The following is a 12,702-nucleotide window of genomic DNA, read 5'->3' as shown; positions in this document are numbered from 1 at the left end:
TGCCGGTGCCCGTGGCGAAGCGCGAGCCGGGTGGGCGGGTGCGGCTCGAAGACTCGGGGCTCCGCCCCGTACCCCGCTCCTCAAACGCCGGAGGGGCTGGATCATGCCCGGCTACCCCACGACGAACTCGCACCACACGCACTTCCCGCTCCCCCTCGCTTCCACCCCCCACACGTCCGCCAGCCGGTCCACCAGCATCAGCCCCCGCCCCGACACCCCCGCCTCCCCCGCCTCCCGGCGTCTCGGCAGGGCGCTGGAGCGGTCCTCCACCTCCACGCGGAGGCGGCGCTGGGGGCCCTGGAGGACCCGGAGGGTCACGATGGCCGGGCCGTCCGTGTGCATCAGGGCGTTCACGATCAGCTCGTCCGCGACGAGCTCGATCTCGTCGGCCCGTTCCCGCGCGCCCCACGCCCGCACCGCCGCGCCGATCATGTGCCGTGCGGCGACCAGCGCCTCCGGGTCCCCCGGGGCCACGTGTTGCTGCAGGCGGCCCCCCGCGCCGGCAGTGGTCACCGGTTGGCGGCGCAGCAAGAGCAGCGCCATGTCGTCGTCGCCGCCCCGTTCGTCGACGACCCCGCACAGTTGGTCGGCCAGCTGCTGGAGGTCGCCCGGGCCGCCGCGGACCAGCGAGGTCAGCAGCCGGATCCCGTCGTCGAGGTCGGCGCCGGGCTGCTCCACGAGGCCGTCCGTGCACAGCAGGATCGTTTCCCCCGGGTCCAGTTCCACCGTGGTGACCGGGTATTCGAGCCGGCCGAACTCCGCCGAGAGGCCCAGCGGCATGCCGCCGCTCACCGGGAGGCGCCGGCAGTCCCCGTCCAGGGTGCGCAGCAGGGGGTCGATGTGGCCGGCCCGGACGATCTGCAGGACGCCCGTCGACAGGTCGGCCTCCACGTACGTGCAGGTCGCGAAGCGGTCCGTGTCCAGCTCGTGCAGGAAGACGGAGGCCCGCGCCATGACCGTGCCGGGCGAGTGCCCCTCCGCGGCGTACGCGCGCAGCACGATCCGGAGCTGGCCCATGACCGCCGCCGCGTGCGTGTCGTGGCCCTGGACGTCGCCGATGACCGCGCCGACGCGGCCGCCCGGCAGCGGGATGACGTCGTACCAGTCACCGCCGATGTCCTGGCCCATCCGGGCGGAGCGGTAGCGGACCGCGATCTCGCCGCCCGGCACCGCCGGGATCCGGCGGGGCAGCATCGCCTGCTGGAGGCCCTCCGCCAGGTCGTGTTCCTGCTCCAGCAGCATGGCCCGCTGCAGGCTCTGCGCGATGCTGCTGCCCAGGGCGACCAGCAGGTTGCGCTCGTCCTGGGTGAAGCCGTTCTTGTCCTGGTAGAGGAGGCCGATCGCGCCGATGGGCCGGGCCTGGGCGATCAGCGGCAGGTAGGCGGCCGCCGAGATGTCCATGGACGAGATCTTGGCCCAGAGCCCGGGGTAGTCCGCGGCGAATTCTCCGGCCGAGTCGAGGAAGCGCGGCTGGAGCGAGCGGACGACCTCGCTCATCGGGTACTGCTCGTCGATGCGGGTGTAACGCGTGCCGGGGACGAAGCTGCCTTCGGGGCCTTCCGCGACGAGGTGGATCCGGCCGGCCTCGACGAGGCCCATCACCATGCCCATCGAGCCGAGGCGCTCCAGTCCGTGCGCGTCGCTGAGCGCGTCGATGACGTCCTGGACCGTACGGGCGTGGGCCAGGGCGGCGGTGGTGGACTCCACCACCGAGGTCTGGCGGCGGCGCTCCTCGTCGAGGCCGAGCCGCTCCGCCGAGTGGCTGAGCTCCTCGGTGGCGTCCCGGACGATGCCGATGATCCGGTACGGGCGCCCGTCCGGGCCGCGCATGACGCGGCCCTGGGTGTGCGTCCAGCGCAGCCGCCCGTCGTGGCAGCGGATGCGGAAGTACGCGCCGTAGCTGTCCTGGCCGCTCTTGAGGGCGGAGGAGACCAGGGCGTCGAGCCTGGTCCCCTCGGCGGGCGGGACGCGCGGGGAGAGGGACTCGGGCCGACCGTCGTACTCGTCCGGGGTGGTGTCGAAGACGTCGAGGGCGGCTTCGTCCATGTGCATGAGACCGGTGACCAGGTCCCAGTCGAAACTGCCCATGCGGTTCAGCGAGAGCGACCGGTCCGGGTGTGCGGGCCAGTCGTCCGGCAGCGATACGGTGGTCGGCACCGATCCACCATGACACAGGCGCCGGTCAGGCGCTCTCCAGCGCGTACCCGTCGTCCGACGGGGCGGGCGTGAGGTTCGGGTCCCCGTACGGATCGGTGTACGGGTCCGCGTGGGGCTCGGCGAACGGGTCGTACGGGTCGGCCGGCCCCGGCGTCGCGCCGTCGGGCTCCAGGGGGAGGCCGGGTTCGGTCGGGAACTGCGGCGGCAGGTCGGACGGGATGTCCGCGGGCGCGTCGGACGACGGCGGCGGCGCCGGCTGCTCCTGCTGCGGGGCGGACGGATTCGACGGTACGGACGGGCTCGGCGGGCAGTCCGTCGCCTTGGGCGCCGGCGAGGCGGGCGGCGTGCCGGGCGGGGAGGTCCGGGCCAGGCTGTTGTTCTCGGGGCGCGCGCAGGGGTCGGCCGGGTCGGTGCCCGGCGGTGTGGTCCCGGGCGTGGTGGAGGGGCCGGTCGGGATGCCGTCGGCCGGGTCGTAGGGGGGCACCACCTGAGGGGTGCGGTCCTGGGCCCCGTCGTCGCCGTGCTTGCGTTCGAGCCAGGTGTTGTCGGCGATGTTGACGATCACCAGGTTGTTGATGACGTGGACGGTGGGTTCGATGACGACGACCTGGTTGGGCTGGTAGCCGTTCCACGGCTCGCCCTTGTTCACCGGGGAGCCCTTCGCGGCGCGCGGGGAGCCGAGCGGGTTCCCGCATCCGCAGCGGACCCGGGGCATCCCGTGTTCGTCGACGAGCACGGCCGTGCCGGCCTGCAGTACGGACTGGAAGCTGTCGGCGCGGCCGTCGCGGAAGCCGTGGTTGGTGACGCGGGTGTCGGCGCGGAGCACGACGGGGGTGAGGCCGCGCAGGAACTCCGGGATGCTCGCCTGTTCGATGTCGGAGGCCTGGGCGAAGGCGCGGGCCTTGGCGTTGTCCTCGGTCAGGTAGCGGACCTGCTGTTCCACGTCGCAGCTGCCGAGCCGCTGGGTTCCCCCGTAGAGGCCGGGGGTGGCGGCGTTCACGGTGCGGATGCCGCGTCCCGTCGGATTGGGCAGCGGGGGCTGCACGGGGGCGGACTCGGCCGTGGCCGAGGAGGCGGTGAAGGGGTCGGGGCCGGCCGAGGCCACGGGCTGGAGGTAGACCTCCTGGCTCTCGGGTCCGGCGTTCGCCGGGGGTTTCTCGGAACCGCCGCAGCCGGCCGCGAACAGGCCGAGGGCGGCGAACAGGGCGGCGCCGGCCGATGCGTGACGGCGCGGCGCCTGACGAGGTGTCGGAGGTGTCGGTCCGTGCACGTGGATCTCCCTTTTCGCCCCGGTTGCTCACTCCTTGTCTGACGCATGCCCGGGAGTGTCGCAACCGGAGCGACCGAAAGAGCCGCTTGAACATGTTCAACCAACCTCGTAAGGTCATCCCCGTGAGTTGAACGCGTTCAAAGCGTTCGGCCGCGCATATGGGGGGAGTCCAGGGTGGCGGTGCTCGTGAACGTGATCGTCACCCTGGGCATGCTCTACGTGGTCCCCGCCGGCCTGCGCCTGATCGACCCGGCCGGACTGGGCCGGGCCGCCCGGCTCTGGCCCCTGCCGGCCGCCGCCGGGGCGCTCTGCCTCTGGCTGCCGCGCGGGGTGCCCGCCACCGCGCTCGCCGCACTCTACGCCGCCGCCTGCCTGGCCCTCGCGGCGCGGGCCCCGGCCCACCTGCCGCGCGGCCGCGCCCTGACCCGCCTCCGCTTCCCGGAGGGGGCCCCCGGCCCCGCCGGGATCGCCGTGGCCACCGCGCTGGTCTCGCCCTCGATCGCGGGAACCGCCCTGGTCGCCGAACGCACCGGGTACCGGCTCTTCGGCTTCGACCTCGACATCCTGGCGCTGACCGTGCCGCACTTCCACTTCGCCGGCTTCACGGCCGCGCTGGTCGCCGGGCTGGTGTGCCGGGCGGCGACACCCGGCCCCTGGGCGCGGGGGGCGTCGTACAGCGTCCCCGCGGGCACCCTGCTGGTGCTGCTCGGCTACTTCGTCGACGACTGGGCCGAACTGGTGGGCGCCGTGGTCCTGACCGGCGGGATGTGGGCCGTGGCCCTGCTGACCTGGCGGGAGATCCGGCCGGGGACCGGGGACCGCGGCACGCGGGCGCTGCTCGCCACCTCGGCGGCGGTGCTGCTGGCGACCATGCTGCTGGCCCTGTGGTGGGCGGTCGGCGAGGCCAGTGACATCGTGCACCCCACCCTGACCTGGATGGCCGCCACCCACGGCCTCGGGAACGCCCTCGGATTCGCCCTGTGCTCGGTGCTGGCCTGGCGCCGACTGACCGTAGACCGTGAGGAGACCTCGCCATGACCCGCCTCATCAGCGCCGGCCGCGACACCTTCAGCTACCCCGACCGGGGCGCGACGGCCCGGCTGCCGCTCCCCGCCGGATACAACCACCTGCGCCACCGCGCCCGCGTCGGCCACGGCCGGGCCGCCTTCGAGGCCGCCGGGATCGCGGTGACCACCTTCCACGCCCACCGGACCTCGGGCATGCTCGTGCGGGCCGCGGACGGCCCCGTCCGCCCCGGCGGCCGGGTGGTCGTGGGGATCGGCTTCGGGCCGCTGCGGATCGACGCCCCGTGCGAGGTGGTCTGGACGGCGTACGAGCCCGCCCGCGTGGGATTCGCGTACGGGACCCTGAGCGGCCACCCCGAGTGCGGGGAGGAGTCCTTCGTGGTGGAGATCGACCCCGACGGCACCGTGTGGTTCACGGTGACGGCCTTCAGCCGCCCGAACAGCTGGTACACCCGGCTCGCGGGCCCGGTGATCCCCTTCCTCCAGCTCCGTTACGCCCGCCGGCTCGGCCGCCACGTGCGCAGGCTGGCCGCCGCCGCCTGACCCGTCCGATACTGGAGGCGATGGACTGGTTCACGACGCCCGGCTACTGGCTGACCCGGCTGGTCTTCCAGCGGGCCCTGGCCGGCGTGTACCTCTTCGCCTTCCTCGGGGCCGCCCTTCAGTTCCGGGCCCTGATCGGGGCGAACGGCATGCTGCCCGTGCCGCGCTACGTGCGGTACGTGCCCTTCCGGCGTGCGCCGAGCCTCTTCCAACTGCGCTACTCGGACCGTCTCTTCGCCGGGTGCGCCTGGACCGGGGCGGCTCTGGCCGCCGCCCTCGCGGCGGGGGCCGGGGACGAGGTGCCGCTGGGCGCGGCCATGGGGATGTGGGCGGTGCTGTGGCTGCTGTACCTCTCCATCGTGAACGTGGGGCAGACCTGGTACTCCTTCGGCTGGGAGTCGCTGCTGCTGGAGGTGGGCTTCCTCGCCGTCTTCCTCGGCAACGCGCGCGCCGGGCCGCCGGTGCTGGTGCTGTGGCTGCTGCGCTGGGTGGTCTTCCGCGTGGAGTTCGGGGCCGGGCTGATCAAGATGCGCGGGGACGCCTGCTGGCGCAAGCTCACCTGCCTGTACTTCCACCACGAGACGCAGCCGATGCCCGGGCCGCTGAGCTGGTTCTTCCACCATCTGCCAGCGCCCCTCCACCGGGTGGAGTGCGCCGCGAACCACGTGACCCAACTGGTGGTCCCGGTTCTCCTCTTCACCCCGCAGCCGGTGGCCTCCTACGCCGCCGGGATCATCATCGCGACGCAGCTGTGGCTCGTGCTGTCGGGGAACTTCGCCTGGCTGAACTGGATCACGATCACGGTGGCACTGGCGGCCGTGGACTTCTCCGGGATCGCGGGCGCTCCCCCGGCGGCCGCCTCGCGGGAGGCACCGCTCTGGTACGTGGTGGTGGTGTGCGCGGTGGCCGCCCTCGTACTGTTCCTCAGCCGCCACCCGGTGCTCAACATGATCTCGCGCCGGCAGGTGATGAACCGCTCCTTCGACTCCCTGCACCTGGTCAACACGTACGGGGCCTTCGGCTCGGTCGGCCGGGTCCGGATGGAGGTGGCGGTCGAGGGCACGGCCGAGGGGAGCCCCGACCGGGCGCCGCCCGACGAGGACGCGTGGCGGGAGTACGGCTTCAAGGGGAAGCCGGGCGAACCGCACCGGCTGCCGCGCCAGTTCGCCCCGTACCACCTGCGCCTGGACTGGCTGATGTGGTTCGCGGCGATCTCCCCCGGTTATGCGCGGGACTGGTTCGGGCCGTTCGTGGAGCGGCTGCTCGTGGGCGACCGGGACACCCTGCGGCTGCTGCGCCACAACCCCTTCCCCGACGCCCCGCCGGTCTACGTCCGGGCCCGGCTGTACCGCTACCGGTACACGACCTGGCGGGAGCTGCGCGAGACGGGCGACTGGTGGCACCGCACGCTGGTGCGCGAGTACCTGCCGCCGACCCGTCTCGCGGAGGCCGCCTGGTCGGAGCCGCGGTAGCTCAGGATCCCAGCAGCGCCGCCTCCTGCTCCGCCGATATGCCCTTCCGCGGGCGGTCGGGCCGGTGCGGGGCGACCCCGCCGAGCGCCTGGAGCCAGGCCCAGGTGTCGGCCACGGTCTCCTCCACGGGGCGGCAGACGAGGCCCGCCTCCAGGGCCTTGGTCACGTCCCCGCCGAACATGTAGGCGTGCAGTTCGGTCTCGGGGAGGTAGATCGGCAGCTCGGTCCAGGGCTCGACGCCCGCCTTCTCGATGACCTCGTCCGGGGTCCAGCGCGGTTCGGCCCCGGCGCCGGTGGCGGCGACGCAGGCTTCCAGGAAGCTGCCCATGGTGGCGTGGCCGACCGGGGAGACCAGGTTGTAGGCGCCGCCGCGCCCGGCGGCGCCCGCGTCGAGGGACCAGCGCGCGAGATCGCGCACGTCGATGTACTGGAGCGGCAGGCCGGGGCGCCCGGGGGCGACGAAGGGGCCGCCGCGGGCGATGCGGTTCAGCCACCAGGGCAGCCGGCCGACGTTCTCCCACGGCCCGATGATCAGCCCGGCGCGCACGAGCAGGGCGCGGTCGCCGAAGGCGTCCAGGGCGGCGAGCTCACCACCCCGCTTGTCCTCCGCGTAGGCGGTGGCCTCCGCGTCGGGCGAGCCCTCGACCAGCGGGCCGTCCTCGTCGAGACCGGCCGGGGCGGGGTAGGCGTACACCGAGCGGCTCGATATGTACACGTACCCGCCGGCCCGGCCGCGCAGCAGGCGGGCACTGTCGCGCACGGCGGTGGGGGCGCCGCTCCAGGTGTCGACGACGAGGTCCCACTCCCCCTCGGCGAGGGCGTCCAGGCCGCCGGGGGCGGTGCGGTCCCCGTGCACGGCGGTGGTGCCCGGCGGGGGCGCGTGGTGTCCGCGGTGGAAGACGGTCACCTCCCAGCCCCGGGCGAGGGCGTCCTCACTGATCGCGCGTCCGACGAATTCCGTGCCACCCAGCATCAGCAGTTTCATACGGGCAGCCTGCCCGGGCGGGGGGCGTGGCGGAACCTGTGATCGCTCTCGGCGATGACGCTCACGGCGTACGGCTTCACGGAACTTCTCGGCGCGCCCGGACGGTCGGGGAAGGCTCGGGAGGCTCCGGGCAAGGGCAGCGCCCCCGGTGCGGCTGGGCACGGGGGCGCTTGGTACCGCTTCGCGTCAGTCGATGCCGGGCAGGATGTGCGATTCCGCCAGGTCGTCCTCGTACCCCGCCAGTCGGATCGGGGCGGATCGTGCCCACACTTCGAGGCTTCCGAGCTCGTCGGCCCTCGGCTTGCGCCGCGAGGCCGGCCGCTCCAGCAACTCCGGTTCGGGCTTCGTCTTTTCAGTCACCGCGCACTCCTTTGTGTCGCGTAACCCGGCAGGCGTACCGCGCGCCGGGCAGGGAGGGAAAGGGTTCCGGACGCGGTGGCGCCTTAGTGGAGCGCGGCCCGGATGGGGGCCGTCTTGATGCCCCAGAGTACACATATGAGCGGACCCCCGCTCGATGGAAAGGCAAAATCCGCTCCGTCCACCCAGTTTCGCCGCGAGTTCAGCAAGTCGTAGGACGGCGGGTCCGCGACGGATGGTCTGCTCGGTGCCGGGTGTACGCGGTGCGACGGAAGGAAGTGGCGGTGGCCGGGTCCGGGGTGTCGAGAGCCGAAGTCCCTTGCCTCACAAGCGTGCAGGAGCTCATGGATCTTCTGCACGCGTGCCGCGGCGGGCGCGGGCTGGAGACCGCCGCCCTGCTGCGCCGCTCGCATCCCTTCGACAAGGAACTCCAGGTCGCGGGCTTGGTGCACGAGCTCGGCGCGCTGCTCTGTCCGGGTGACCGCACGTTTCGCGCCGACCTCGCGGCGGCCGCGGTCCGACCGCTCCTCGGCGAACGGGTGGCGATGCTCGTCGCCCTCTCCGGGCGCGACGGGGGCCGGGAGGCTCCGGAGCCGGAAGGGGCCGGCGAGGCGGGCGAGGCAGCGGCGACCTTGCGCCACGCACGGGAGGCGGCCGCCGCGGCCGGCCTCGACGCGGGCGTACTGGAGGACTGGCAGCCCGTACTGGAACTGGTCGCGGCCGGGGCCTACCGGCCCGTGCACCCCGTACGCCCCGCCCGCCCCGCCCGGCCGGCACCGCAGGCACCGCCCGGGAACGGCAACGACCCCCTCGGTTCGCCGAGGGGGTCGATCGCGGGGATCCAGTAGGGCCCGGAGGGGGCCGACTACCAGTTCGCGGGGGCGTAGTCCTTGAGGAAGACGCCGTACAGGTCCTCGCCGGCCTCGCCGCGGACGACGGGGTCGTAGACGCGGGCGGCGCCGTCGACCAGGTCGAGGGGGGCGTGGAAGCCCTCCTCGGCGAGGCGCAGCTTGTCGAAGTGCGGGCGCTCGTCGGTGATCCAGCCGGTGTCGACCGAGGTCATCAGGATGCGGTCGGTCTGGAACATCTCCTGGCCGCTGGTCCGCGTCACCATGTTCATCGCGGCCTTGGCGGCATTGGTGTTCGGGTGCCCCGCGCCCTTGTAGCCGCGGCTGAAGACGCCCTCCATCGCCGAGACGTTCACGACGTACGCACGCCCGCTGGCCGCCTTCCGGGCGGCCTCGGCCATCGACGGGCGGAGCGCACTGATCAGGATGAACGGCGACGTGTAGTTGCACAGCTGGGTCTCGAGCAGCTCCACCGGGGAGATCTGGTCGATGGTCTGCACCCAGGTGTTGCTGTCGACGACGTCGGGCAGCAGGCCGCCCGCGTCGATGGCGGTACCGGCGAGGTGCCGCTCCAGGCTGGCGTTCCCCGCGACCAGGGCGAGGTCGGCGACCTTCTGCGCCTCGAGCCCGCTCACGCCGACGGGCAGCGCGGCCAGGCCGTCGACCGCGCCGGAGTTGAAGGCGCCGATCACGTGGTGGGCGGGGAGCTCGCCGGCCGGCAGCGGGGCGCTCTCCCCTTCGACCAGCGCGGCGTACGCGGTGGGCAGGCGGCGCACGGTCTGCGTGGCGTTGTTGATCAGGATGTCGAGCGGGCCGGCCGCGGCCACCTGGTCGGCGAGCGCCACGGCCTGGGCCGGGTCGCGCAGGTCGATGCCGACGACCTCCAGACGGTGCATCCAGTCGGCCGAGTCGTCCATCGCCTTGAAGCGGCGGATGGCGTCCTTGGGGAAGCGCGTGGTGATCGTGGTGTGGGCGCCGTCGCGCAGCAGCCGCAGCGCGATGTACATGCCGATCTTGGCCCGGCCGCCGGTGAGCAGCGCGCGCTTGCCGGCGAGGTCGGCGCGGGCCTCGCGCCTGGCCCGGTTCTCGGTGGCGCAGTCCGGGCAGAGCTGGTGGTAGAAGTAGTCGACCTCGACGTACCGCGTCTTGCAGACGTAGCAGGAGCGCGGGCGCTGGAGTATCCCGGCGATCCGGCCGGCCTCCGTGACGGAGGAGGGCAGGATGCCCTCGGTCTCGTCGTCGATGCGCTCGGCGGAGCCGGTCGCGGTCGCCTCGGTGACGGCCTTGTCGTTGGCGGTCTTGGCGGCGCGGCGCTCCTGGCGGCGGCGCTGCTTGACCGTCCGGTAGATGCCGGCGGTGGCGCGGCGTACGGTGATGGCGTCCGGGTGGTCGACGTCGATCTTGTCGAGCTCGTCGAGCACGCTGAGGCAGACGGCGAGGCGCTCGGGGTCGATGCCGGGCCCGTAGGCCTGCCCGTACTCGTTGGTTTCGTCGGTCACCGTCATGGCCGCTGCCCGTTCCTTGATCATTCGTCCGCATCCGCCTGCTGCGGAAGTCCCCAAAAGGGAAACTGTACGGATCCCACCCGGCCGGAACCAAACCCGTCTCCGGGCGGCTCACGCACCGCAAGGCACCCGTCACCCCGCGCACCGGATCCGGGCACCCGCCGCGCCCCCCGGAGGGCCGGATCGCGTACTCCCGTACTACGTCCGGAGTATGACTCGTGACCCCCTGTGGGGGGAGGAATAGCCCAGTTGGGTGGGGCATTGTGGAGTTCATGAGTGCACTGGCGCTGTCGGTCCTGCTGTGCTTCGTGTCCGCGGTCGCGTACGCGGGTGGCGCGATCGTCCAGGAACGGGTCGCGGTGAGCACGCCGGACCGGCCGTACGCGCCGCTGCGCCGCGGCGGCTGGTGGGTGGCGATCGGGCTCAACGGCCTCGGTGCCCTGCTGCACGTGGTGGCCCTCGCCTACGGTCCGCTCAGCCTCGTCCAGCCGCTGGGCGCGCTCACGATCGTCTTCGCCCTGCCCATGGCGGCCTTCTTCGTCGGCCGCCGGGCCGGCGCGGCGGCCTGGCGCGGGGCCATGCTGGCCACCCTGGGTCTGGCCGGGCTGCTGGCCCTGACGGGCGGCGACGGGCGCGATGACGGGTCGCCGGCGGACTTCGAGCGGAGCGCGCTGCTCGTGGTGACCGGGGCGGGCGTGGCGGTGCTGTTCCTGGCGGCCCACCGGGTGCACCGGGCGGTGCTGCGCGCGGTGCTGCTGGCCGCGGCGGCCGGCACCTCCTTCGGGATGGCCTCGGTGTTCACCAAGTCGGTGGCCGAATCCTTCGAGCGGGACGGGCTGGGCGCGGTGGCCGCCCTGGGCCCGCTGTGGCCGGACCTCGCGGCGATCGCGGTCCTGGCCGTCGGCGGCCTGCTGCTGTCGCAGGCCGCCTACCGGGGCGCCGGGCTGACCGCGCCGCTGGCCACGGTGACCGTGGTCAATCCGGTGGTCGCGGCGACGGTCGGGATCGCGCTCTTCGGCGAGGGCTTCCGGTTCGGGGCCCTGGGCACGACCGCGGCGCTGGTCAGCGCCGTGGTCGCGGCGGGCGGGCTGATCCTGCTGACCGCCGTGCCCCCGCACGTGCGGGGCTCAGATGTCGACTCCGTGAGAGCGGAGGTACTTGAGCGGGTCGATGTCGGAGCCGTAGCCCGGTCCCGTGCGCATCTCGAAGTGCAGGTGCGGTCCGGTGGTGTTGCCGGTCGAACCGGAGCGGCCGATCCGCTGGCCGCCGGAGACCTGCTGGCCGGCCTTGACGCCGAGCGCGGAAAGGTGGGCGTACTGGGAGTACCGGCCGTCGGTGTGCCGGATGACGACCTGGTACCCATACGCCCCGGCCCAGCCGGCGGAGACGACCTGGCCGGGTCCGACGGACTTGACGGCCGTGCCGGTCGCCACCGGGAAGTCGACGCCCGTGTGGTAGCCGCTGGACCAGGAGGAACCGGACACGCGGTAGCGGGTGCCGATGGAGGCGTCGACGGGGGCGGAGAATCCGCCGGCGGCAGGCTGCTGCTGCGCTGATTCCGGCTTCTCGGCGGGCTTTTCGGCCGGCTTCTCGGCGGGCTTTTCTGCGGGCTTCTCTGCGGGTTTCGGTGCGGGCGCCTCGGCGGGCTTGGCGGCCGCCGGCTCGACCGGCTTCACCGGTTCCGCGGTGCGCGGCGGCTTCTCGGGGCTCTGCGCGGGAGGCGGTGCCGGCGCGGCCGGTGCGGTGGTGACGCGCAGGGTCAGGCGCTGTCCCGGGAAGATCAGGTCCGGGTTGCCGCCCACGGTGGCCCGGTTGGTCTCGTACAGCGCCTGCCAGCCGCCCTCGACGTGCTGTTCGGTGGCGATCGCGGAGAGCGAGTCGCCGGGCGCGACGACGTACGGGTTCTGCAGGACCGAAGTCCCGGTGGGACGGGGCGTGGTGCCCTGCGCCGAGGCCGCGTCGGCCGGCCGGCTCTGCTGCGGCTGCGTCTGCGGCTGCTGGGGCTTGGCCTGGGGCGTGACCGCGGGGGCCTGGCCGCCTCGGGAGAGCCCGGCCTTCTTGCCGCAGTTCGGCCAGGCCTGCGGCCCCTGCCCCTTCAGCACCTTCTCCGCGACCGCGATCTGCTGGCCCTTGGTGGCCAGGTCGGCGCGGGCCGCGTAGGCGGTGCCGCCGAAGGCGCGCCAGGTGCTCTGGCTGAACTGGAGGCCGCCGTAGTAGCCGTTGCCGGTGTTGATGTGCCAGTTGTTCGTCGACTCGCAGGCGGCGACCTTGTTCCAGGTGTCCACGGAGGCGGCGTGCGCGGATCCGGCGCCGATGAAGGGGAGCGCGAGCCCGGCTCCACCCGCGGTGACGACGAGCGAGGCCCGGTTGATGCTGCTCGGCTGATACCGGCGGTGCCGGCCCCGTACACCCATGGGAGCCCCCATCGAAGACATCAGGAACCCACAACCTAACGATCCGACCAGGGCATGACAAGGGGCGCAACGGGGCGCCTTCCAGCGGCACTTGACACACCCTCGATCGCCAAGACATTCACAGGC

10 protein-coding genes and 1 pseudogene are annotated in these 12,702 nt (G+C 73.4%); 5 read left to right on the top strand and 6 right to left on the bottom strand.

The window, feature by feature from the left end; translation table 11 throughout:
• Positions 1 to 111: 111 nt before the first annotated feature.
• Together AB0O21_RS32280 and AB0O21_RS32275 are read right to left on the bottom strand one after the other, a co-directional pair.
• Positions 112 to 2,175: a SpoIIE family protein phosphatase gene (locus tag AB0O21_RS32280; protein ID WP_365176866.1), complete on the bottom strand. Its 2,064-nt coding sequence runs from the start codon at positions 2,173 to 2,175 to the stop codon at positions 112 to 114.
• Positions 2,176 to 2,182: 7 nt separating this feature from the next.
• A complete protein-coding gene (locus AB0O21_RS32275; RefSeq protein ID WP_365176750.1) occupies positions 2,183 to 3,427 on the bottom strand; it encodes a DUF6777 domain-containing protein in 1,245 nt (414 codons plus the stop codon).
• Positions 3,428 to 3,601: 174 nt separating this feature from the next.
• On the opposite strand from AB0O21_RS32275, the gene AB0O21_RS32270 reads away from it, so the two are divergent.
• The 3 genes from AB0O21_RS32270 to AB0O21_RS32260 are packed head-to-tail and all read left to right on the top strand — an operon-like array spanning position 3,602 to position 6,467.
• Positions 3,602 to 4,465, top strand: coding sequence for a YndJ family protein (locus AB0O21_RS32270; RefSeq protein WP_365176747.1), 864 nt, complete (start codon positions 3,602 to 3,604; stop codon positions 4,463 to 4,465).
• A complete protein-coding gene (locus AB0O21_RS32265) occupies positions 4,462 to 4,995 on the top strand; it encodes a DUF1990 domain-containing protein (RefSeq protein WP_365176744.1) in 534 nt (177 codons plus the stop codon). Before AB0O21_RS32270 ends, AB0O21_RS32265 begins: the two co-directional genes overlap by 4 nt.
• A 20-nt stretch (positions 4,996 to 5,015) precedes the next feature.
• Positions 5,016 to 6,467 (top strand): lipase maturation factor family protein, encoded by a 1,452-nt coding sequence (locus tag AB0O21_RS32260; RefSeq protein ID WP_365176741.1) that lies wholly within the window; start codon positions 5,016 to 5,018, stop codon positions 6,465 to 6,467.
• A 1-nt stretch (position 6,468) separates the two neighbouring features.
• Here the strand turns inward: AB0O21_RS32260 and AB0O21_RS32255 are convergent, their stop codons facing one another.
• Positions 6,469 to 7,452 carry an NAD-dependent epimerase/dehydratase family protein gene (locus tag AB0O21_RS32255; protein ID WP_365176738.1) on the bottom strand — a complete coding sequence of 328 codons (984 nt, stop codon included), beginning with the start codon at positions 7,450 to 7,452 and terminating at the stop codon, positions 6,469 to 6,471.
• A 186-nt stretch (positions 7,453 to 7,638) separates the two neighbouring features.
• Positions 7,639 to 7,812, bottom strand: coding sequence for a hypothetical protein (locus tag AB0O21_RS32250; protein ID WP_365176735.1), 174 nt, complete (start codon positions 7,810 to 7,812; stop codon positions 7,639 to 7,641).
• Positions 7,813 to 8,153: 341 nt separating this feature from the next.
• Between AB0O21_RS32250 and AB0O21_RS32245 the strand changes: the two genes are divergently transcribed.
• Positions 8,154 to 8,657, top strand: a complete 504-nt coding sequence (locus tag AB0O21_RS32245; RefSeq protein WP_365176732.1) for a hypothetical protein — start codon at positions 8,154 to 8,156, stop codon at positions 8,655 to 8,657.
• Between the two features lie 17 nt (positions 8,658 to 8,674).
• Here the strand turns inward: AB0O21_RS32245 and AB0O21_RS32240 are convergent, their stop codons facing one another.
• Positions 8,675 to 10,162, bottom strand: coding sequence for an SDR family NAD(P)-dependent oxidoreductase (locus AB0O21_RS32240; protein WP_365176729.1), 1,488 nt, complete (start codon positions 10,160 to 10,162; stop codon positions 8,675 to 8,677).
• 272 nt (positions 10,163 to 10,434) lie between these two features.
• Here AB0O21_RS32240 and AB0O21_RS32235 point away from each other — a divergent pair.
• Positions 10,435 to 11,265: pseudogene (locus AB0O21_RS32235) on the top strand (DMT family transporter); the annotation flags it as partial.
• 24 nt (positions 11,266 to 11,289) lie between these two features.
• Here AB0O21_RS32235 and AB0O21_RS32230 read toward each other — a convergent pair.
• Positions 11,290 to 12,576 carry a transglycosylase family protein gene (locus AB0O21_RS32230; protein WP_365176726.1) on the bottom strand — a complete coding sequence of 429 codons (1,287 nt, stop codon included), beginning with the start codon at positions 12,574 to 12,576 and terminating at the stop codon, positions 11,290 to 11,292.
• Positions 12,577 to 12,702 lie beyond the last annotated feature (126 nt).

It is taken from the genome of Streptomyces sp. NPDC091371 (assembly GCF_040684275.1).
Lineage (GTDB): Bacteria > Actinomycetota > Actinomycetes > Streptomycetales > Streptomycetaceae > Streptomyces.
The sequence above is the reverse complement of the archived record's forward strand: the minus strand, read 5'-3'. Positions and strand labels throughout refer to the sequence as shown.